The organism is Reyranella sp., from assembly GCF_965229815.1.
Taxonomy (GTDB): domain Bacteria; phylum Pseudomonadota; class Alphaproteobacteria; order Reyranellales; family Reyranellaceae; genus Reyranella.
Genome location: NZ_CBDDJN010000003.1, coordinates 1 through 21371, shown reverse-complemented (window position 1 = coordinate 21371; position 21371 = coordinate 1). Strand labels below are relative to the sequence as shown.

Sequence of the window (21371 nt, the reverse complement as noted above, 5' to 3'; positions counted from 1 at the left end):
CGTCAACGGCGCGGCTGCAAGGAGCGCCCCCGTCGTGCCGGAGATGAAAACGGCCCGGACACGCGGGGCGTGCCGGGCCGTGATCGGCGGCATTCGGCAGAAGGGGTCAGGCGTCGGCGTCGGCCTTGGGCGCGGCTTTCGGGCCGCCCTTGGAAACGCCGACCATCGCCGGGCGCAGCACCCGGTCGGCGATCACGTAGCCCGGCTGGACCACCTGCACGACGGTGCCGTTCGGCACCTCCTCGTTGGGAACCTCGAACATCGCCTGATGCTTGTTCGGATCGAAGCGCTCGCCGTGCGGCTCGATCTTGGCGATGCCGTGCTTTTCCAGCGCGTTGAGGAACTCGCGCTCGGTGAGCTGGATGCCGTCGACGAGGGATTTCACCGACGGATCCTTGAGCGCGTCGCCTTCCGGCATCGCTTCCAGGGCGCGGCGGAAATTGTCGCCCACCGACAGCATGTCTCGCGCGAACCCGGCCACCGAGTAGCGGCGCGCGTCGGCGACGTCGCGCTCGGCGCGGCGACGGGTGTTCTCGGCCTCGGCAAGCGCGCGCAGCAGCTGATCCTTGAGGTCGGCGACCTCGCGTTCCAGGACGGTCACCGGATCGTCGATGCCGCTCTCGTCGGCGGCGGCTTCAGCGGCCTGCTCGGCGGTCTGCTCGGAATCGATCTCGTCCGGGTTGGCCTTGTTCGCGGTCTCGTTGCTCATCTTCGCTCGTCTTGGGCAGTCGGAGGGGAGGGGCCGCCGCATGCGGCCCTGTCGCACGCTATCTAGGAGTTCCTGCACACGAATGCGAGCCCGGCCGTTGCCGGCCGGGCCCGTTTTCGTTTGTTCAGGAGCCGATCAGATCGATGCGTTGATCCAGTCGACCAGCTTTCCCTTCGGCGCGGCGCCGACCTGGGTGGCGGCAGGCTGGCCGTTCTTGAAGAGGATCAGCGTCGGGATCGAGCGCACGCCGTACTTCATGGCGATGTTCTGGTTCTCGTCGATGTTCAGCTTGGCGATCTTCACCTTGCCGTCCATCTCCGCCGCGATCTGCTCGAGCGACGGCGCGATCATCTTGCACGGGCCGCACCACTCTGCCCAGAAGTCGACGACCACCGGCTCGCTGGAATCGAGAACGTCGGCCTGGAAGGAGGAATCGGTGACGTTGGAAGGGCTCATGGCTCACCTCGGATCTGGGGCCCGCACCGGGATTTCCGGCGGCGGGGGCGGCCTTCTCGGCCGGTCGCTGGGAAGAGCCGGAAGGGCGGGTCGGAACCTGCCGGGAGGCGACTCTTCAGGTTGACTGCAAGGTAGGTAGCGGGGTGGACAGCGTCAAGCGAGCGCGGGCCGCATGGCGGCTATGAAGCCCGGGTCCCGGTGGGCCTGCGCGGGGCTGCCTCAGTCCCCGGTGGGGGCCTCGTCCAGGCGGGACAGCACGGCCTCGAGCGCGGCGTCGGGGATCGCCATCAGCCGCGCCGTATCGGTCCACACCAGCGCCGCGCCGATCTCCGCGTCCGGCTCCAGCGGCCGCAGGATCTCCCGGTAAAGCGCCAGCTGCGCCAGATAGGCGGGCGGCACGGCGTCGAGGGTGTCGGGCGCGGGCCGGTCGCTCTTGTAGTCGACGATCAGCACCCGGCCGTCGGTGCGGATCATCCGGTCGACCCGGCCGGTGACGAGACGGCGCGCGCCCGCAACGGTCAGGTGCCCGGCAAGGCCAACCTCGGCGCGGCTGCCCGGTCCGAACACGGCGGCGAAGTCGGGGGCCTCCAGGATGCGCAGGGCCGAGGCGGCGATGGCTTCCGCGTCGATGGCGTCGGCGCCTCTTTGGGCGGCGACGAGGCGGCGGGCGGCGGCAGGGCGGTCCGCCGGCGCGATGTCGGGCAAGACCTCCAGCAGCCGGTGCACGATCGTGCCGCGCAGCATGGCGGCCTGGCGGGCCGCCTCGGGCGGCAGGCCGGAGGGATCGCCCGCCGCCGTGCCGGCGGTAGCCGTGCCCCGTCGCGCAGGAGCCACATGAGGAAGCGCCCGGGACGGGCTGAGCGCCGGGGCCTCGATCACCGGCGGCGGGGCGGGCTGGCGCGCCCAGACGGGCAGCGGTGCGGGAGTCTCGCCGGGCGGCGGTGTCGTCGCGCCGGCGGTCGCGGTGCGTTCGCGGGCAATGCCGCGCCATTCGCGGGCGACCACCGTCTCGCCGTCGTCGCCGACGAGGTCCACCAGTGCGGCGGCGAGCCCTTTCTCCACCAGCCGGTACCAGGACTCCTCGTGTGGCCCGCGCGCCGGCGACCAGCCGCAGACGATCAACTGGTCCATGGCGCGGGTCATGGCGACATAGAGCAGCCGGGCATACTCGGCCTCCTGGCGGGTCCGCCCCGCCTCCACCACGTCGAGCACCGGCCGGGGCCGATAGTCGCCGCTGGGCGCCCAAGCGAGCGGCGGCACGGTGTCGGGGGCGGCCGGCGCGATCGACACGATCTTCGGGTCGTGGTGGGAATGCAGCGGCGCGCCGCAGCCGTCGACCAGGAACACGATGCGCGATTCCAGTCCCTTGGCGCCGTGGACGGTCATCACCCGCACCGCATCCGAGGCGGCGTCGCTCTCGCGCTTCAGCTCCGAGGCGGAGGCGGTGACGCGGGTGAGGAACCCCTCCAGCGTCGGCACGCCCGACCGCTCGAAGTCGAGCGCCATGTCCAGGAACGCGTCCAGCACCTCGTCGACCTCCGAGCCGAGGCGGGCGCGGAACAGCCGGCGACCCTCGTCGGCGCCGAGAACGGTCCCATAGAGGTCGAACGGACGGTCGGCGCGGGCAATGCGGCGCCAGCGGGCCAGCCGGGCGGCGATCTCGCCAAGCCGTTCGTCGTGCGCCGCGGCCTCCTCGAGGGCGGCGGTCAGGCTTGCGGTCCGGTCGTGGGCAAGGTCGAACAGCGCCTCCTCGTCGAGGCCGAACAGCGGGCTCTTGAGCACGCAGGCGAGCGACAGGTCGTCGGCCGACGTCAGCAGCGCCCGGCCGAGCGCAATCAGGTCCTCCACGGCGATGTGCTCGGTGACCGTCAGCCGGTCGGCGCCGGCCACCGGCACCCCTGCCGCCTTCAGCGCGCGGTTGACCAGGTCGGCGAACGGTGCGCGCTTGCGCAGCAGCACGAGAATGTCGCCGGCGCGGATCGGCGCGCCGTTGGGGTGACGGGCCTCATTGTCGAGCCAGCCGCGGATGGTGGCGGCGATCCGCTCGGCCAGCCGCAGCGGACCCGAAGAGCCGGACGCGTGGTCCATGGGGAGCGTCCAGTCGTCCGGCGCGTCGGCTTTCACCGATTCCATCAGCGGCCAGATGGTGACCAGCCCCGGCTCGTTGGCGCGGATCGGCTCGTGCACCGTGGCAGCGCCGTCGCTGGCGATGCGGCGCTGCAGCTCGGGGTCGGCGAACACCGCGTCGACGGCGCCCAGCACGTCCGGCGTCGAGCGGAAGGAAAGCGTCAGGTGGACGGAATTGAACGCCGCCTCGATGCCCGTCGCCAGCCCCTCGAAGTGGCTGTGCTGGCGGTGGAAGGCATCGGGGGCGGCGCCCTGGAAGCCGTAGATGGACTGCTTCTCGTCGCCGACGGCGAACACCGTGCGGGTCCGGCCCTCGCGGGCGCCGGCGCCGGCGAAGAACTCGCCGGCCAGCGCGTTGACGATCTCCCACTGGCGCGGGCTGGTGTCCTGGGCCTCGTCGACCAGGATGTGGTCGATGCCCCGGTCGAGCTTGTAGTGGATCCACTGGGCGGCGTCGGAGCGGGACAAAAGCAGCGCGGTGCGGGCGATCTGGTCGTCGTAGTCGACGAGGCCCTCGCGCGCCTTTTCCACCTCCATGTGGCCGAGCGCCCGATCGGCGAGGCAGGCGAGCGCGGCCGTGGCCGACACGCTGCGGATGGCGCGGGCCTTTTCCAGAAGGCCGGCGAGGCGCGCCTGCTCCTCCGCGTAGCGGTCGCCAAGGTCGGGCAGCGCCGCCAGGATCGCCTTGGTGCCGGCGCCGGAGGCGGCCCGGGGCTCGCGCTTGGCGGTCAGGAACATGTCGAGCCACGCCTCGGCACGGATGGCCGGCTCCACCGAGACGTCGCCGCACAGGCTGATGCGGTCCAGCTGCTTGCGGTCGTTGGCGCCGCCCGCCGACAGCGCCTCGGCATAGGCGCGGCGGAAGGCGGGGTCGAAACCCGGCGCGGTCAGGATCTCGTCGGTGAGACCGTCCAGCGTGTCGGACGGGGTGAGGCCGAGCGCCGCGCGCAGCCGGTCGATGGCCGGCGCCAGCCCGCCGGCGCTGTCCAGCCAGGCCCGGAATGCGTCGCGCTCGCGGATCATCGCGCGGACGGCGCCGAGCAGCGTCAGGTCGGCCGAGAGCGGCAGGATGTCGGCGATCGCCCGGGCGAGCGCGCCGCCGGGGTTGGCGGCGGCCTCGGCCAGCGTCGCGTCGATCGCCTTGTCGCAGAGCTCGGCGCTGGCGGCGTCGTCGAGCACGGTGAAGCGCGCGGCGAGGTTCGCCTCCAGCGGGAACTGGTGGAGCAGCGCCGCGCAGAAGGCGTGGATGGTCTGGATCTTCAGGCCGCCCGGGGTCTCCAGCGCCTCGGCGAACAGCCGGCGCGCCCCGGCCCGGTCGGCGGCGGTGGGCGGGCGCCCGAACCGGCCGGAAAGGTGGGCGTCCAGCTCGGCGTCGCTGGCCCGGGCAAACGTCGCCAGCCGGTCGAACACCCGCTGGGACATCTGGGCGGCGGCGGCGTTGGTGAAGGTCAGGCAGAGGATCTTGCCGGGCGCGACGCCGGACAGCAGCAGGTTGACCACCCGTTCCACCAGCACATGGGTCTTGCCGGAGCCGGCGTTGGCCGACACCCAGGCCGAGGCGCCGGGGTCGGAGGCCCGCGCCTGGGCGAGCAGCGTCGCGTCGGGGATGGTGCGGAGGACCGTCATTCGCCGCCCTCCACCGAGAGCGCCCATTCCCGCGAGCGGGCGAGATGGTCGTAGTCGCCGTCGAAGCTTTTCTCCAGCTGCACCCGCGCCCGCGACAGGTAGCCGTGGGCGGCGAAGGCGTAGCGCTCCAGGAGGGCGCGCAGGCGCTCGTCCACCTCGGCGACCAGGGTGGCGGCGTCCTTGCCCTCCTTGTTGTCGAGCACCGAGCGCAGCCGCACCGGATCCTTCGAGCCCTTGAGCTCGACATAGGCCAGGTCGCCGATCGGATGGTTGCCGATGGCGCCGAAGCCGCCGGCCGCCAGCATCAACGCCTCGATGGTGAGCTGCGGCTCCAGGTGGGCCGCCACCTGCTGGGGCGACGGGGCGGTCCCGGTCTTGTAGTCGAGGAGGACGATGGTGCCGTCGGTCTGCTCGTCGATGCGGTCGGCGCGGCCGGTGATCGTCATCGGGCCGGCCGGGGTGGCGCGCTCCAGCCGCCCGCCGATTTCCACGTGGCGGGCGCGGATGCCGGGCGCGCGCTCGGCCTCGAGCGCCACGAACGCCTCGGCGATGCGGGCGAAGCGCGGCAGCCACAGGGCGGTCACCTCGGCCTCGTCGAGTTCCCGGAAGGCCTGCTCGCCGAGCCGCACCAGTTCGACGACGGCGGTCGCGTCGAACGGGCCCTGCCAGTCGCGGATGAAGCCGGCGAGGACGTCGTGGATCAACGTGCCGCGCTCGGAGGCCTCCAGCGACGGCGCGATGGGATCGAGCGGCGAGAGGCCGAGGACCCGGCGGGCGTAGACGGCGTAGGGATCGCGGATCAGCGTGCCGATCTCGGTGACGCCGAGCCGCCGCGGCCGGGCCTCCACCGGCGGGGTGGGGTTCGGCCGGGCGGCCGGGGCCGCCGGACCGTCGGGGGCATCGAGCGTGCCGGCCCAGGCGACATAGGTGCGGCCGCGCGCGGCGATCTCCCGGGCGGCGTCGGCGCCGGAGACGGCCAGCAGCCGCTGCAGCCAGCGCGAGGCCACCGTCGGCGTGCCGGAGACGCGCTTCGCCCGGCTCATCACCACGTCGCCGGCGCCCATCGCCTGGGCGACGTCGTGGGCGGCGAGACCGATGCGGCGTTCCGGTGGCTCCAGCCCGAAGGTGCCGAGCATCGGCCGCGACATCCACGGCCCGACCTCGACGGCGGCCGGCCAGGTGCCCTCGTTCAGGCCGGCGATCACCAGCCGGTCGACCGACTGCAGGCGGGCTTCCAGCGGCCCCCAGATGAACAGCCGGTCGTCGGTGGGCACCGGGCCGCGCACGGCGGCATCGCCCGCCAGTGCCTCGAACAGCGACGGCCAGTCGGCCGGCAGCACCTCGAAATCGACGCCGCCGGTGTCGGCGATCCCCTGCAGCGCGGCGGTCAGCACCGGCCCGTCGGCGCGGCGCGCCAGCCGATCCGGCAGGTCGGGATCGGCGACGAGCGCCTCGACCACTTCCAGATGGGCGGCGGCAAGCCGGTGGAGCGGCACCCTCGTCTTCGCTGTGGCCAGCGCCTCCAGAGGCTTCAGGGCATCTTCCAGCGCATCGATCAGCGGGGCGGCGGCCTCCAGCCAGCGCAGCCGGCGGGCGCGCTCGGCCTCGCGATGGTCGTCCAGCGCATCGACGCGGTGCTCGTGGGCAGCGCGCAGCCCGGCGGTCCCCGGCCGCACCCGGTGGCCACGCAGGACGCCGAGCTCCAGCCCCGCCACGGCGCGGGAATAGGCGGGCTCGGGCAGTCCCAGCCGGCAGAGCGGATGTTTCAGCAGCGCGACCAGCGCGTGGGCGTCGCCGTCGGTGGCGGCGGTGGCTGCCAGCCGGGCGAACACGCCGGCCGACGTGGTGCCCAGCGGGCGGCCGGCGGAATCGTCGACGTTGATCTGCCAGCGTCGCATCTCGGCGGCGACCCGGCGGGCGATCGAGCGGTCTGGGGTGACCAGGGCGGCGGTGGCGCCCGGCCGCTCCAGCGTCTCGCGCAGCGCCATCGCGATGGCCAGCGCCTCCTCGCGCGCCGTCTCCGCCTCGATCAGCGCCAGGCCGCGGGCCGAGGCGGCGGCGGCCTGGGGGTCGAAGCTCTCCGCCCAGGCGTCGGTGGTCGACGCCGGCCGGAACGCCGCCGAGACGATCCGCGCGCGGGCGTCGGCCTCGGGCGTCGGGGCGGCGCCAAGGGCGGGCACCGCGGCGCGCTCGAGCCCGATCCGTTTCAGCAGCTGCTTCAGGCCGAACTGGGGGTGGCTGAACGATGGCTGGGGCGCGGCGTCGATGGCGTCCCATGCGGCGTCGTCGATGTGGCGGTCGAGGCCGGGCAGCACCACCGCGCCGTTGGGCATCCGGGCGATCATCGAGATCAGCCGCGCGGTGGCCGGGATCGAGCCGGTGGAGCCGGCGGCGATCACCGGGCCCCGGAGCGGGGCGGCGGCGAGCCGGTCGGTCTCCGCGTCGATCAGCAGCCGCCGCCGCCGCGCCGGCTCCAGCGCGCCGCGCTCCTCCAGGAAGGCCGGCCACAGCTCCACCGCGATCGACAGGAAGGTGGTCGTCACCTGCCAGTACTGGGCGAGTTCCTCCGGCACGAGATCGGCGAGCGCGGTCCAGTCGGCCTCCTGGGTCTCGACCTGGTCCATCAGCGCCAGCAGGTCGCTGGCGAGCCTCGCGGCATCGGCCGGCGAGGTCGGCACGGCGACGGTTTCGCCGGGCAGCAGCTCAAGGGTGTCGGCCGACAGCCGCTCCGCCCAGCGGCGCACCAGCCCGGCCATGGCGACCCGGCGGGTCAGGTCCGGCAGCGACGGCGCCAGCAACGTGGTGTCGTCGGGGCCGGCATCGAGGATGAGCAGGTCTTCGGAGACGTCGCCGATGGCGCGGATGTCGGGCAGCACGACGCTGGGGCCGGGGGCGGCGGCCAGGAACGCGGCCTCCAGCGCGCGCACGGCGCGGCGGGTCGGCAGGTAGATGATGGCGTCGGCCAGCGCCAGCGGATCGTCCGGGACCCCGGCCGCCCGGCCACAGCGTGCCGTCGGCGAGCGCCGCCACCAGCGCGGGCAGGAACGGCACCGACGGCGGGATGGTGAAGACGCGCGGCGCGCCGGTCTCCCCGGCCGTTTCGGATGTCACCGTGTCGGGCATGTCGGCGTCGGCTCCGTCGCAGGCGGCGTCGATTCGGACGGCCGCCGGGTCAGAATGCGCGCACCGGGCCGCCCGCGACAACAGCCGGCTGTGGACGGCCCCGCTCCGTCCTCAGGCGGCGCTCTCGGCGATCGCCGCCTCGGCGTCCTTGATGGCGCGCGGCGTGCCGACGTGCAGCCAAAGCCCGTCCATTCTCAGTCCGAACATGCGGCCGACGGCGATGGCGCGGTCGAAGAGGACGTTGAGGGAGAACTTGCCCTCGGGGACGTCGGCGAACAGCGCCGGGGAGAGAATGCCGGCGCCGGCATAGGCGAAGGGGGCCACCTGCCGCTCGCTGCGCCGGGCGATCCGTCCGTCGGTCGACAGCACGAAGTCTCCGGCACCGTCGTAGCCGACGCTGGTGACGGTCGGCGCCAGCATCAGGAGCCCGTCCATGCGCTCCGGATCCCAGGCATCGGCGAGGCGCACGAGATTGGGGGTCGCGCCTTCCAGCCAAAAGGTGTCGGCGTTCAGCAGGAAGAAGGGTTCGCCCCTGAAATGGGGAAGCGCGTTGGCGACGCCGCCGCCGGTGTCCAGGAGCCGCCCGCGCTCGTCGGAGACCGTGATCTTCGGCGCCCGGCACTTGGTCAGGTGGAACTCCATCAGGTCGGCCAGATAGTGCACGTTGACCACCGCCTCCTCGACGCCGGCGGCCTGCAGCCGGTCGAGCCCGTAGTCGATGAGCGCGCGTCCCGCGACCTCCACCAGCGGCTTCGGGGTGGTGGCCGTGACGGGGCGCATGCGCTTGCCGATGCCGGCGGCGAGCACCATCGCGCGGGTGGGGCGGGTCGGGGGCGTGGTCATCGATCGGCAACTTCGGGGCTGGTGGCTGAGCGGGCGAAGGCGGCAAGAGCCGGCTCGTAGAACCCTCTCAGTTCGGCGAAAATGGGGTCTGCCAGCGAACGCTCCAGATAGGTCGCGATGCGCGGCAGGTGCGCAAGGTAGGCGGGTTTTCCGTCGCGTGCGTTCAGGCGGGCGAAAATCCCCAGGATCTTGGTCGCGCGCTGGGCCGCGACGACGGTGTAGCTGCGCCGGAACCCGGCGGCGTCGAAGGCCGGGTCGGTGGCGTGGCGGGCGGCGACGTAGCGGTCCAGCAGGCGGGTCTCGATGCCGGCCTCCACCGTCACGCGCGCATCCTGCAACAGCGAGGCGACGTCGTAGGCGGTCGGGCCGATCAGCGCGTCCTGATAGTCCAGAAGTCCGACCGTCGCCAGCCCGCCGCGCGCCTCCAGCCACATCAGGTTCGGCGAGTGATAATCGCGCAGCAGCCACGAGGTCTCCGCCTCCTCCACGAATGGCCAGAGCGCGTCCCACGCTTCGGCGAACTCGGCAAGCGTCGCCGCGTCCATCGCCGCGCCGGTGGCGAACGGCACGAACCATTGCGGATAGAGCGACAGCTCGATGCCGAACACGCCCTTGTCGAATGGCGGGATCACATGCCGGCTGCCGTCGGGCAGCGCCGGGTCGGCCGGCATCGGAGCGCCGTGCAGGTCGGCCAGCAGGTCGACGGCCAGCGCGTAGCGGTCCTCGACGACCGCGCCATTCTTCAGGATCGGCTCGGTGCCGAGATCCTCCAGCAGCAGCAGTCCGGCGTCGAGATCGAGGGCCAGCACCGCGGGCGCGGAATAGCCGCGGGCGCGCAGGCCGTCGCCGATGGCGACGAAGGGGCGGACGCTCTCGGCCAGGTGGGCGCGGCGCGAATAGGGTTCGCCGCCGTAGATCGCAGGGCCGTCGGGCTGGGTCGGGGCGTTCATCAGCACGGCGCGGGTGTCGCCCGCGCGGATGCGCTCGTAGGTGCGCGAGGACGCATCGCCCTGGAGATGGCGGCGGGCGGCGCCCGCAAGGCCGGCGGCGTCGAGAAAGGCGCGAACCATGCGGGAGCGATCGAGCCTTGCGGCCATGTCGTGGGAGGCGGCCAGCGTCACCGTGCGCCGGTCCGCGTCGTCCGGATCCGGCGCGATGGCGATCTCCAGCGTCACCGGCGGCAGCATGTCGGCGCCGTGCTCGGGCCATTCGATCAGCACCGCGCCGGCGTCGAGCAGTTCGTCGATGCCCAGTTCGGCTGCCTCGGACGGGTCGCCGAGCCGGTAGAGATCCATGTGGGCGATGGCCAGGCGCGGCAGCGCGTAGGGCTGCAGCAGCGTGTAGGTCGGGCTCGGGACCTCCAGCTCGGGGTCGTCGGCGAGCGTCCGCAGCAGGGCGCGGGCGAAGGTCGTCTTGCCGGCGCCGAGCGGTCCCGACAGGGTGATGAGGTCGCCCGGCCTCAGAACCGCCGCCACGTCCTCCGCCAGCCGCGTGGTCGCGGCCTCGTCCTCGATCGGGATCACCAGCGGTTCGGGGGTCATGGGGCGCACGTCATGGCTAGCGGGACAGGGGGCGCGGGACAGGCGCGGGGCGCGACCGCCGCGCCGCCTGGTCTATTGCCTGAGGGGAAGGCGGACGGTCACCGTGGTGCCGGCGCCGGGCTCGGACGCGATGTCGATCGAGCCGCCGTGAAGTTCGACGAAGCTCTTGACGATGGCAAGCCCCAATCCGGCGCCGCGGCGGCGGCCGCCGGTGGGATCGGAGACGAAGCGGTCGAACACGACGTCGATCTGGTCCTCCGAGATGCCGCGGCCGTGGTCGGCCACCGACAACACCACGTCGCCGCCGTCGCGGCGGCCGTGGATCTCGACGGTGTCGTCTTCCGGCGAGAAGGTGATGGCGTTGGCCAGCAGGTTGTAGATGACCTGCCGCACCCGCTTCTCGTCGGCGGTGAACGCGCCGATCTCCGGCGCGATGTCGATCGCCACCGTGAGGCGGGCTTCCTTGATACGGTCCTGCAGGCCCTCGGTCGCCGCCGCCACCACCGCGGCCAGATCGACGCTGCCGAGCTCCAGCTCCATGATGCCCGCATCGACCGTGGTCAGGTCGAGGATGTCGTTGATGATGGCGAGCAGCGCCTCCGACGACGAGCGGATGTAGCTGGCGTAGTCGCGCTGCTTCTCGTTCAGCGGCCCGACGCCGCTGCCGGTGAGCAGCTGGGTGAAGCCGATGATCGTGGTCAGCGGCGAGCGCAGCTCGTAGGAGACGTGGCCGATGAAGGCGGTCTTCAGCTGGTCGGCCTCCTCCAGCGCCAGGTTGCGCTCCTTGAGTGCCCGCTCGACCTTCACCGTGTCGGTGACGTCGACGAAGGTGGCGAGCGTCGCGCCGTCGGGCAGCGGCACGGTGGCGTAGTCGACCACGGTGCCGTCGTCGCGCTCCAGCCGGTCGGCGACCGGCTCGCGCCGGTCGTCGAGGCTGGTGACGGCGCCGGCGATCCGCACCCAGGCGGCCCGGTCGGCCGGGCTGCGGGCGCTCTCGTGGCTGATGCGGGTGATGTGGGTCTGGTCGGCCAGCGCGTCCTCGGGCAGCTTCCACAGCGCCGAGAACACCGGGTTGCACAGGCGCAGCCGCCCGTCGGGGCCGAACACCGCGACGCCCTCGGCCAGGTGATCGAGGCTCTCGCTCTGCACCCGGATCAGCGCGTTGTAGCGGCTCTCCAGGTCGAGGCGCTCGGTGACGTTCTCGTAGATGTAGGTGACGCCGCCGTGCGGATGCGGGTTGGTGATTACCCGCAGCGTCTGGCCGTCGGGCAGGTGCCACCACTCCTCGAAGCTTTCCACCGACTGGTAGCCGCGGGTGACGTGGCGGGCCACACGTCGAACTCGGCCTGCTCGGGCAGCTTGCGGGCGGCGCGCAGCGCCTTCAGCAGCGTCTCGTCCTCGGGCGCGCTGTCGAGGTAGCCGGCATCCAGGTCCCACAGGGCGCGGTAGGCGGGGTTGTAGAACTGCAGCCGCCGGTCGGGACCGAACACGGCGACCGGGGTGGCGAGCTCGTCGAGGGTGCGGGCGTGGAAGTCGACGGTCCGGCGCAGCACCGCGTGGGTCTGCTCCAGCTCGGTCACGTCGATGCCGACCCCGACGCTGCCGCCGCGCCCCGACAGCTCGACCACGTCGAGGGTCCGGTTCTCGCCGCGGATGACGGTGGAGACGCGTACCTCGGCGCGGCCGTCGGCGGTGCGGGCGGCGGCCAGCGCCTCGCGCCCGGCGGTATCGAGAAGCTCGTCGCCGGCGGCGATCGCGGCGGCGGGGTCGGCCCGTTCCACGGCGCTGGCGTAGGCGGCGTTGACGAAGCCCAGCCGGCCCTCGGGATCGCGCATCCAGACCGGATAGGGCATGCGTTCGAGGAAATCGCGCAGCGCGCCGGTCTGGGGCGCCTGGGCGCCGCCGACGGTGTGGGCGAAGGTGACCGCCGCGCTGTCGCCGGCGATGCGGCCGCGCACCGAGACGGTCGAGCCCTCGGAGGTGCGCAGCTCGGCCTCGAACGGGCGCCCGTCGTCGCGCAGCGCGCCGAGGGCCTCGGAGAGGGCGGCGGCATCCTCGGGCGCGAGCCAGCGCGCCGGATCGAGCAGCGCCTCGGCGGCCGACGGCACGCCGCCCAGCTCGGTGACGCCGTAGACGACCGGCGGGCCGCCGTCGGCGGGCAGCACCAGGGTGCGCCGGTCGGCGGCATCGAGGAGCGTCTCGGCCCGTTCGGCGCGCAGGCCGGCCTCGGCGCTTTCGGCCGTGAGGGCAATGAGGCGGCGGCGCGTCGACCAGGCAAGCGCGGCGAAGCCGGCGGCGGCGAGCAGCCCTGCGGCCGCCGTCGCGCCCAGCACCATCGGCACCAGCCCGCCGGCCGCGTCGGCCGGGGCGGCGAACCCCGGCGTCACCATGGGGACGAGCCACAGCGGGGCGGCGGCGAGAGGTCGGAACGGCCGGAAACGAGGGGCGGTCATGGTCGTCGCGACATGCCGTTTGTTTGCGCGCGCACGCGAATCGGAGCGGGTGCCAGGCGGAAAACGGCAACCGGTTTCCCCCCGCACCCCGATCCAAGCCATTGGATGCGGTCAGCTTTCGGGATCTCGGGCCGAACCGGCCCGGAATCACGGTGACCTCGGATGTCGCCGACCCTAATTCATCGGCGGCGCGGATGGGACCCGCCATGCGCGGCCGGCCGCCCGCTGCCGACAAAAAAAGCGCCGGCCCTTTCGAGCCGGCGCTTCCGTCAGGCGATGCAGGGCTCCGGACGGCCCGAAGCCCGCGTGATCAGTAGCGGTACTGGTCGGACTTGAACGGCCCGTTCACCGGCACGCCGATGTAGTCGGCCTGCTCGTCGGACAGCGTGGTCAGCTCGGCCGACAGCTTGCGCAGGTGCAGCTCGGCGACCTTCTCGTCCAGGTGCTTCGGCAGCACGTAGACCTTCTTCTCGTACTGGTCGGCCTTGGTCCACAGCTCGATCTGGGCCAGCGTCTGGTTCGAGAACGACGCCGACATCACGAAGCTCGGATGGCCGGTGGCGTTGCCGAGGTTCACGAGACGGCCCTCGGAGAGAAGGATCATCCGCTTGTTGTCGGGGAACTCGATGAGGTCCACCTGCGGCTTGACGTTCTTCCACTTGAAGTTCTTCAGGCCGTCGACCTGAATCTCGTTGTCGAAGTGGCCGATGTTGCAGACGATCGCCATGTCCTTCAGGGCACGCATGTGATCGACGGTCAGCACGTCCTTGTTGCCGGTCGCGGTGACGACGATGTCGGCGCGCGGAGCGGCCTGCTCCATGGTCACGACCTCGTAGCCGTCCATGGCAGCCTGCAGGGCGCAGATCGGATCGATCTCGGTGACCATGACGCGGGCGCCGGCGCCCGACAGCGACTGGGCCGAGCCCTTGCCGACGTCGCCGTAGCCGCAGACCACGGCGACCTTGCCGGCCATCATCACGTCGGTGCCGCGGCGGATCGCGTCGACCAGCGATTCACGGCAGCCGTACTTGTTGTCGAACTTCGACTTGGTGACGGAGTCGTTGACGTTGATCGCCGGGAACGGCAGCTCGCCGCGCTTCTCCATCTGGTAGAGGCGCATGACGCCCGTGGTCGTCTCCTCGGAGACGCCGCGGATGGCGTCGCGGCAGCGCGAGTAGAAGGTCGGGTCATTCTCGAGGCGGCGCTTGATGGTGGCGACGAGGAACTTCTCTTCCTCGTTCTTCGGGTTGGCGAGGACCGAGGGATCCTTCTCGGCCTTGGCGCCGAGCATGACGAGCATGGTGGCGTCGCCACCGTCGTCGAGGATCATGTTGCAGGTCTCGCCGTTGCCCCAGTCGAGGATCTTGTCGGCGTAGTCCCAGTATTCTTCCAGCGTCTCGCCCTTGATGGCGAAGACCGGCGTGCCGGTCGCGGCGATGGCGGCGGCGGCCTGGTCCTGGGTCGAGAAGATGTTGCACGAGGCCCAGCGGACGTCGGCGCCCAGCGCCACGAGCGTCTCGATGAGAACGGCGGTCTGGATGGTCATGTGCAGCGAACCGGCGATGCGCGCGCCCTTGAGCGGCTGCGATCCGGCGAATTCCTCGCGGACGGCCATCAGGCCCGGCATCTCGGTCTCGGCAATGTCGATCTCGGTGCGGCCCCAGTCGGCGAGGCCGATGTCCTTCACGATATAATCGGTGGCGGGCTTGTCGAGCATGTGGTCGCTCCTTCGTGTTCTCAGGTGGAAGAGGCGCGCACGGCAGGGTGCGGCGCGCCACATGGTGCGGGGTATACCGGGCTCGGAAGCCGTATTCAATAACGATATAAAGATTTCTTTATATTTAGCCGGCAGTCGCCGCAAGGGCTTTCGGCGACGCATGACCAAGGCGGCCCAGAAGTACGGCTGCGCCGGGCCATGGCCGGGCGCGCAGCGCGCGGCGGGGCGGCGCGCGGATGGCGGCGCGCGTGGATCAGCCAGGCGGGAGGGAGGCGGACGCGGTCAGGCGCTGTTCGGGCCGTCTTCGCCGAACCCGTCCTCGACGAGCGCGGTGAGCGCGTCGATGGCGGCGTCGGCCTCCGGGCCGGACGCGGTGACGGTGATCTGGGTGCCCTTGCCGGCCCCCAGCATCAGCAGGCCCATGATCGAGCCGCCGCCGACCGAATGGCCGTCGCGCTCGACGGAGACCTCGGCGTCGTAGGTCTCCAGGCACTTGACGAACTTGGCGGAGGCGCGGGCGTGGAGACCGCGCTGGTTGACGATCGACAGAACCGTGGTGCGGGGCTTGTCCGCGGTGTCGTTCATCGGCTCCCCGAGAGAACCTGGCTCGCGACGCTGATATATTTCTGGCCGGCGGTCTTGGCGTCGTCGACGGCCTTCACCAGCGGGGTGTCGCCGCGCACGCTGGCCAGCTTCACCAGCATCGGCAGGTTGACGCCGGCGATCACCTCGACCGTGCCGGCCCGCATCACCGAGATCGCAAGGTTGGAGGGCGTGCCGCCAAACATGTCGGTGAGCACGACGACGCCGGATCCGTCGTCGACGGCGCCGAGCGCGTCGACGATGTCGGTGCGGCGGCGCTCCATGTCGTCGTCGGGGCCGATGGAGATGGTGGCGACGCGTTCCTGCGGCCCGACGACGTGTTCGAGCGCCGCCTTCAGCTCTTCGGCGAGCCTGCCGTGGGTGACGAGAACGAGCCCGATCATGAGACCTCGCAATCAGCGCGGCCGGCCGTCTCGGCGCGAGCGGCGGTTGCGGACGCCGAACGTCCGCAGGGGGAGGAAGGACTGGAAATGCGATCCGTCACGTAGCGCTGACCCCAGGGTCGACGAAAAGGTGGCGGCCAAAATCGGCCACCCGGCTGGTCAGTTCAAGGGAAATCGACCTCGACACGGTCGGTGTCCGCTTCTGTGATCGCCCGGATGCCCGCCGTGATTGCGGCAACCGTCGCGCGGCCACTTCCGGACGCCGGCTGGCGGGTGAGGCGGATCCCCTCGACGATGGTGGCGGTTTCGGCCGCCTCCGGCATGCGCTCCAGCAGCTCCGGGGCGACCAGGTCGACCACCAGGCGCACCACGGCGGCCGGTTCGTGGCGGACGGTCTCGATGCCGCGGCCGCGGATTTCCATCAGGCCGGCGATCGCCGCCGGAACGCGCGCGACGAGCCGACCGTGTTCGGCGGCCAGCGCCACCCGGTCGTCGGCGACCAGGCACGCGAAGCCGCCATCGCGAAGCGTCTCGCGCACCAGCGCCGCCGCCAGCTCGGTCTTGCCGGCGCCGGGAGCGCCGCGGATGAGGACGCCGTACCGGCCGATCAGGATACAGGTGGCGTGGACGGTCTGCATCGGCCCGCCTCCGCTCAGCCGGTCAGCGCCGGCAGCCGCACGATGAAGCGCGCGCCGGCGGTGTGGACCGCGCCGTCGTCGGCGACCACCCGGTTCTCGGCGGAGATGCTGCCGTCGTGGGCCTCGATGATCTGCCGCGAGATCGACAGGCCCAGCCCGGAGTTGTCGCCGAAACCGTCGATCTCCGGCCGGTCGGTGTAGAAGCGCTCGAAGATCCGCTCGACCTTCTCGGCGGTGATGCCCTGGCCCTGGTCGTCGACGATCACCTCGACCTCGCCCTCCCGGCGGTGGGCGGTCACGGTGATGGTGCTGCCCTTCGGCGAGAACGAGCGGGCGTTGTCGAGCAGGTTGGTGAACACCTGGCCCAGCCGGCTGTCGTGGCCGTTGACCAGATATGCGTCGCGCCCGCCGCGGGTGGCCTTGATGTCGACCTTCAGCGCGATGGAGATGCCGCTGGAGCGGGCGATCTGGCGCTGCATTTCCACCACCGCTTCCAGCAGCGCCACCAGATCGACGGGCTCGGCGTCGCGGCGTGCCAGCTCCGCATCCAGGCGCGAGGCGTCGGAAATGTCGGAGATCAGGCGATCGAGGCGGCGTACGTCGTGCTGGATGATGCCGAGCAGCCGTTCGCGGGACTCGTCGGTCTTGGCGCGCGGCAGCGTCTCGACGGCGCTCCTGAGCGAGGTCAGCGGGTTCTTCAGTTCGTGGGCGACGTCGGCGGCGAACGCCTCGATGGCGTCGATGCGGTTATAGAGCGCCTCGGTCATCTCCTTCAGCGCCCGGCCGAGATGGCCGATCTCGTCCTGTCGGTCGTCGAAGGAGGGGATGGCATGGCGGCCGCGCACGCCACGCCGCACCCGCTCCGCCGCCGCCGCCAGCCGGCGGATGGGGCCCGCGATGGTGCCGGCCATCAGGATCGACAGCACCGCCATCACACCGACCGAGACCAGGAACACCCGGACGATCGCCAGCCGCTCGGCGCGCAGGATGGAATCGATGTCGCCGCCCTGGGTCGACAGCAGCAGCGCGCCCAGCACGGCGCGGAAGCGCTGGATCGGCACCGCGACGGAGACGATCAGCTCGCCCTTGTCGTTGACGCGGACGACGCTCGCAGGTGCCCCGGAAACCGCCCGCTCCACCTCGGGGTATTCGCGGCCGTTGGCGCCGCCGATCTCCTTGTAGACGGGCAGGTCGCCATGCAGCGTCCACGCCTTCACCCGCTCCCAGACCTTTTCCAGCGCGCCGGGCTGGCCCTCCTGGGGGGGCGGCAGGTCGAAGCGCAGGATCTGGCCGCGCGAATAAAGGTGGCGGGAATCGAGCAGCAGCAGGCCGTCGCGGTCGTAGATCCGCGCCCGGGTCTTGGTCGGCGAAATCAGCCGCCGGAGGATCGGCGCGACCCGCTCCGGGTTGATGGGGAAGTCGAGGGCGTGGACGCCCTGGTCGATGGGCGAGACGCTTTCGCCGGCCTGCAGCTCGAGCAGGCGCTCGGGATCGACGGAGATGGTGTCGGTGTCGACGGTGGCCGAGGCGGCGATGGCGGCGGCGATGATCTCGCCCTGGATGAGCAGGCTCTCGACGCGCGCGTCGATCAGTCCGGCGCGGAACTGGTTCAGGTAGAGGGTGCCGGAGACCAGCGCCACGAGGCCCACCAGGTTGAGGACCAGGATGCGCCGGGTGACGCTGGAGAAGACGTAGGTCGACAACAGCCCGCCGAGGCTGCGCCCGACGCGCGCGCCAAGCCGACCGACGGCCCGCAGCCGGCGCCGCGCGGTCTTCTGGGTCGGCGTCTTTGTATCCGTGTCGACGGCCATGGGGGAGCCCGCGAACCGCGGCCTACATCTCCTTGAAGCGGTAGCCGACGCCGTACAGGGTCTCGATCATGTCGAAGTTGGTGTCGACCACCTTGAACTTCTTGCGCAGCCGCTTGATGTGGCTGTCGATGGTGCGGTCGTCGACATACACCTGGTCGTCGTAGGCCGCGTCCATCAGCGCGTTGCGGCTCTTTACCACGCCCGGGCGCTGGGCGAGCGCGAACAGGATGAGGAATTCGGTGACAGTCAGCGTGACCGGCTCGCCCTGCCATGTGCAGGTGTGGCGCTCCTGGTCCATCATCAGCTGGCCGCGTTCGAGCAACTTGCTGGCGTCGGTGGCCTTCGGCGGCGAGCCGTCACGCGGCTGGGCCCGGCGCATGACCGCCTTGACGCGTTCCACCAGGAGGCGCTGGGAGAACGGCTTCCGGATGAAGTCGTCGGCGCCCATCTTCAGCCCGAACAGCTCGTCGATCTCCTCGTCCTTGGAGGTGAGGAAGATCACCGGCATGTCGGTCTGCTGGCGCACGCGCCGGAGCAGCTCCATCCCGTCCATCCGGGGCATCTTGATGTCGAAGATCGCAAGGTCCGGCGGATCCTGGGACAGACCCTGCAGCGCCGAGGCGCCGTCGGTGTAGGTCTGGACCCGATAGCCTTCCGATTCGAGGGCGATCGAGACCGAAGCCAGGATGTTCCGGTCGTCGTCGACGAGTGCAACCGTCGCCATTAAGCGTCCTTTCGTCGCGTTCGAACGCGTTCTTCTGTCGTCCTGACCACGAAGACATCCGTCCCGAAGCGGCGAATGCTCTTGCCCGTGATCGACTGCCTCGGAGCGGCCATTCCGTGCGGGCGGCGCGCCGGTCCTGATCCGCCATCGGTCAGCTGGCACGCCGGCTCCGGCCAGGCGATATCCAACGCCGGCCGCACCCGTTCCGCCCTGCCCCGTTACCGTCAATCCCCGGGCGCCCGGATCGTTTCAATCCATCTTCGGCGCCCGGACCCGGTAAGAGGCACCAATTACGTACAAAATATGGCCTCTTGACTGTGATGCGAAAGACCCGGTGTACCCGTTATACGGACCGCGTCCACGGTTTCGTGCGCCGATTGAGCGGCGGGACCATTGCGCGGCCCTTGCCCGGCGCGTCCGGATCGGTCAATTCGTGGAGCAGGCGGGTCCGCATTTGAGGCGGCAGGCGATGCCCGCTCCATCGGCGCCGGCGGCCGCCATGCCGCGCGCCCGCCGCAACCCGGGAGAGTGGAATGGCATCCGACACGGCCCCCGACTTCGACGCCCGCGCCACGGCGCGCCATCTCCTGCGCACCGCGTTCCAGGCGGCGCTGGGGACCCTCGATCCCGACAGCGGAGCCCCGCACGTCTCGCTGGTGACCGTGGCGACGCTGCCGGACGGCGCGCCGGTGCTGCTGCTGTCGGACCTGGCGGTCCACACCCGCAACCTCAAGGCCGATCCGCGGGTGTCGCTGATGATTTCCGAGCCGGTGCGGCCGGGGGATCCGCTGGCCCTGGCACGCGTCACCGTCGCCGGGACGATCGCGCGGACCGAGGAGCCCGCGGCGCTGCGCCGTTTTCTGGCGCGCCATCCCGACGCCGGCGGCTATGCCGCCTTCAAGGATTTCAGCGTCTACCGGATCGCCCCGGAGCAGGCGCACCTCGTGGCCGGCTTCGGCCGCATCGTGACGCTTCCGGCCGCCGAGCTGATGACCGACGTGGCGGGCTGCGACGCGCTGCTGGCATCGGAAGAAGGCGCCATCGCGCACATGAACCAGGACCACGCTGACGCGTTGTCCCTCTACGCGACCCGGCTTGCCGGGGCGCCGGACGGTGACTGGCGGGCGACTGGGCTCGATCCGGAAGGGATCGACCTGGTGGCCGGTACCCTGGCGGCCCGGGTGACGTTCCCCGAGCCGGTCGGAGCTGGCGGCTCGTTGCGCGCCGTGTTGGTCGATCTCGCCAGGCGGGCGCGGGGCGCAAGCGGCGCGGCCGCCGGCGTCGCCGGCTAGCCGCCAGAACGTCGCGTCGGGTCGTGTCGCGAACAGCGGTGTCAAGTCGCACTTGTTTCGCTTGTCACCGGCGAAGTGGTTTACTAGGGTCGCGCGAGTTTTCGCGTGGGGAGGTCCAGTGCAGCGACGGGCACCATCTGTCGCTGACATAGCCGGATGCTGCAGTGCAAAATAAAACCGGGGGTTTTAACCCGCGCACCGGCTGTTTAACGAGAGGTACAACAGTGAAAGAAATCGGCTTGCGAAATCCTGCCGCGGGCACCGACTCGATCGGTCTGTCCGGCCTGGCGTCGATCCGTTGGAACCTCACAGCTCCGAGCCTCTACGAGGAATCCCTCAAGCGCGGCGAAGGCATGCTGACGGCGGCGGGAACCCTTGCCGCCGACACCGGCGTGCACACCGGCCGCTCGCCGAAGGACAAGTTCGTCGTCTCTGACGACGTCACCGCCGACCAGATCTGGTGGGACAACAACCACAAGCTCGAGCCGGCCGCCTTCGACCTGCTCTTCGACGACATGCGCGCCCACGCCGAAGGCATGGACCTGTTCGCTCAGGACCTCTACGGCGGCGCCGATCCGGAACACCGCATCAACGTACGGGTGTACACCGAGTACGCCTGGCACTCGCTGTTCATCCGCAACCTGCTGATCCGTCCCGAGACCGAGCAGCTGTCGAGCTTCGTCCCGGAACTGACGATCATCGACCTCCCGAGCTTCGTGGTCGATCCGAAGCGCTACAACTGCCGCTCCGAGACGCTGATCGCCTGCGATTTCGCGCGCAACGTCATCCTGATCGCCGGCACGTCGTATGCGGGCGAGATGAAGAAGTCGGTGTTCACCGTCCTCAACTACCTGCTGCCGCCCAAGGGCGTGATGCCGATGCACTGCTCGGCCAACCTCGGCCCCGACGGCGACACGGCGATCTTCTTCGGCCTCTCCGGCACCGGCAAGACGACGCTTTCGGCCGACCCCAAGCGCAAGCTCATCGGCGACGACGAGCACGGCTGGAGCGAGAACGGCGTCTTCAACTTCGAAGGCGGCTCCTACGCCAAGATGATCAAGCTGTCGGCCGAGGCCGAACCGCAGATCTGGGCGGCGAGCCAGCGCTTCGGTGTCATCTACGAGAACGTCACCATCGATCCGGACACCCGCGAGCCGGACTTCAACGACGACTCCAAGACCGAGAACACCCGCGGCGCCTATCCGATCGAGTTCATGCCGAACATCGCCCCCGGCGGCGTCGGCCCGCACCCGAAGAACATCATCATGCTGACGGCCGACGCGTTCGGCGTGATGCCGCCGATCGCCAAGCTGACGCCGGCCCAG

16 protein-coding genes are annotated in these 21371 nt (G+C 71.2%); 2 read left to right on the top strand and 14 right to left on the bottom strand.

Annotation, left to right across the window (positions count from 1 at the left end; genetic code table 11):
• Window positions 1-106: 106 nt before the first annotated feature.
• The 14 genes from grpE to ACO073_RS11090 form a co-directional block, all read right to left on the bottom strand.
• Window positions 107-709, bottom strand: a complete 603-nt coding sequence (gene grpE / locus ACO073_RS11155) for a nucleotide exchange factor GrpE (RefSeq protein ID WP_421997445.1) — start codon at window positions 707-709, stop codon at window positions 107-109.
• Between the two features lie 135 nt (window positions 710-844).
• Window positions 845-1165, bottom strand: coding sequence for a thioredoxin (trxA, locus tag ACO073_RS11150; RefSeq protein ID WP_421997444.1), 321 nt, complete (start codon window positions 1163-1165; stop codon window positions 845-847).
• Between the two features lie 219 nt (window positions 1166-1384).
• The gene (addA, locus tag ACO073_RS11145; protein ID WP_421997443.1) at window positions 1385-4918 is read right to left on the bottom strand and encodes a double-strand break repair helicase AddA; all 3534 of its coding nucleotides are present in this window, start codon (window positions 4916-4918) and stop codon (window positions 1385-1387) included.
• Window positions 4915-7845 (bottom strand): double-strand break repair protein AddB, encoded by a 2931-nt coding sequence (gene addB, locus ACO073_RS11140; RefSeq protein WP_421997442.1) that lies wholly within the window; start codon window positions 7843-7845, stop codon window positions 4915-4917. Before addB ends, addA begins: the two co-directional genes overlap by 4 nt.
• Before the next feature lie 307 nt (window positions 7846-8152).
• Window positions 8153-8884: a nucleotidyltransferase family protein gene (locus ACO073_RS11135; RefSeq protein ID WP_421997440.1), complete on the bottom strand. Its 732-nt coding sequence runs from the start codon at window positions 8882-8884 to the stop codon at window positions 8153-8155.
• Window positions 8881-10425: a tRNA (adenosine(37)-N6)-threonylcarbamoyltransferase complex ATPase subunit type 1 TsaE gene (gene tsaE / locus ACO073_RS11130; RefSeq protein ID WP_421997439.1), complete on the bottom strand. Its 1545-nt coding sequence runs from the start codon at window positions 10423-10425 to the stop codon at window positions 8881-8883. Before tsaE ends, ACO073_RS11135 begins: the two co-directional genes overlap by 4 nt.
• A gap of 72 nt (window positions 10426-10497) precedes the next feature.
• The gene (locus ACO073_RS11125) at window positions 10498-11757 is read right to left on the bottom strand and encodes an ATP-binding protein (protein ID WP_421997438.1); all 1260 of its coding nucleotides are present in this window, start codon (window positions 11755-11757) and stop codon (window positions 10498-10500) included.
• Window positions 11670-12878: a hypothetical protein gene (locus ACO073_RS11120; RefSeq protein WP_421997437.1), complete on the bottom strand. Its 1209-nt coding sequence runs from the start codon at window positions 12876-12878 to the stop codon at window positions 11670-11672. The genes ACO073_RS11125 and ACO073_RS11120 overlap by 88 nt, the downstream gene beginning before the upstream one ends.
• Before the next feature lie 310 nt (window positions 12879-13188).
• Window positions 13189-14595 (bottom strand): adenosylhomocysteinase, encoded by a 1407-nt coding sequence (gene ahcY, locus ACO073_RS11115; RefSeq protein WP_421997436.1) that lies wholly within the window; start codon window positions 14593-14595, stop codon window positions 13189-13191.
• Window positions 14596-14877: 282 nt separating this feature from the next.
• Complete coding sequence (locus tag ACO073_RS11110; protein ID WP_421997435.1) at window positions 14878-15180, bottom strand: HPr family phosphocarrier protein; 303 nt, start codon at window positions 15178-15180, stop codon at window positions 14878-14880.
• The gene (locus ACO073_RS11105) at window positions 15177-15581 is read right to left on the bottom strand and encodes a PTS sugar transporter subunit IIA (protein WP_421997434.1); all 405 of its coding nucleotides are present in this window, start codon (window positions 15579-15581) and stop codon (window positions 15177-15179) included. Before ACO073_RS11105 ends, ACO073_RS11110 begins: the two co-directional genes overlap by 4 nt.
• Window positions 15582-15745: 164 nt before the next feature.
• The gene (locus ACO073_RS11100) at window positions 15746-16219 is read right to left on the bottom strand and encodes an HPr kinase/phosphorylase (RefSeq protein WP_421997432.1); all 474 of its coding nucleotides are present in this window, start codon (window positions 16217-16219) and stop codon (window positions 15746-15748) included.
• A 14-nt stretch (window positions 16220-16233) separates the two neighbouring features.
• Window positions 16234-18030 carry a stimulus-sensing domain-containing protein gene (locus tag ACO073_RS11095; RefSeq protein ID WP_421997431.1) on the bottom strand — a complete coding sequence of 599 codons (1797 nt, stop codon included), beginning with the start codon at window positions 18028-18030 and terminating at the stop codon, window positions 16234-16236.
• A gap of 22 nt (window positions 18031-18052) precedes the next feature.
• A complete protein-coding gene (locus ACO073_RS11090) occupies window positions 18053-18754 on the bottom strand; it encodes a response regulator transcription factor (protein WP_421997430.1) in 702 nt (233 codons plus the stop codon).
• Between the two features lie 533 nt (window positions 18755-19287).
• Here ACO073_RS11090 and ACO073_RS11085 point away from each other — a divergent pair.
• Together ACO073_RS11085 and ACO073_RS11080 are read left to right on the top strand one after the other, a co-directional pair.
• On the top strand, window positions 19288-20046 hold the full coding sequence (locus ACO073_RS11085; RefSeq protein WP_421997429.1) for a HugZ family protein: 759 nt from the start codon (window positions 19288-19290) through the stop codon (window positions 20044-20046).
• A 224-nt stretch (window positions 20047-20270) separates the two neighbouring features.
• On the top strand, window positions 20271-21371 hold a 1101-nt coding region (locus ACO073_RS11080), incomplete at its 3' end, for a phosphoenolpyruvate carboxykinase (ATP) (RefSeq protein ID WP_421997428.1).

Coding starts and splice junctions, on each gene's coding strand:
- ACO073_RS11135 (WP_421997440.1), bottom strand. CDS start 8,884: ATGACCACGCCCCCGACCCGCCCCACCCGCGCGATGGTGCTCGCCGCC.
- tsaE (WP_421997439.1), bottom strand. CDS start 10,425: ATGACCCCCGAACCGCTGGTGATCCCGATCGAGGACGAGGCCGCGACC.
- ACO073_RS11085 (WP_421997429.1), top strand. CDS start 19,288: ATGGCATCCGACACGGCCCCCGACTTCGACGCCCGCGCCACGGCGCGC.
- ACO073_RS11090 (WP_421997430.1), bottom strand. CDS start 18,754: ATGGCGACGGTTGCACTCGTCGACGACGACCGGAACATCCTGGCTTCG.
- grpE (WP_421997445.1), bottom strand. CDS start 709: ATGAGCAACGAGACCGCGAACAAGGCCAACCCGGACGAGATCGATTCC.
- addA (WP_421997443.1), bottom strand. CDS start 4,918: ATGACGGTCCTCCGCACCATCCCCGACGCGACGCTGCTCGCCCAGGCG.
- ACO073_RS11120 (WP_421997437.1), bottom strand. CDS start 12,878: ATGACCGCCCCTCGTTTCCGGCCGTTCCGACCTCTCGCCGCCGCCCCG.
- ACO073_RS11100 (WP_421997432.1), bottom strand. CDS start 16,219: ATGCAGACCGTCCACGCCACCTGTATCCTGATCGGCCGGTACGGCGTC.
- trxA (WP_421997444.1), bottom strand. CDS start 1,165: ATGAGCCCTTCCAACGTCACCGATTCCTCCTTCCAGGCCGACGTTCTC.
- ACO073_RS11105 (WP_421997434.1), bottom strand. CDS start 15,581: ATGATCGGGCTCGTTCTCGTCACCCACGGCAGGCTCGCCGAAGAGCTG.
- ACO073_RS11095 (WP_421997431.1), bottom strand. CDS start 18,030: ATGGCCGTCGACACGGATACAAAGACGCCGACCCAGAAGACCGCGCGG.
- ACO073_RS11110 (WP_421997435.1), bottom strand. CDS start 15,180: ATGAACGACACCGCGGACAAGCCCCGCACCACGGTTCTGTCGATCGTC.
- ahcY (WP_421997436.1), bottom strand. CDS start 14,595: ATGCTCGACAAGCCCGCCACCGATTATATCGTGAAGGACATCGGCCTC.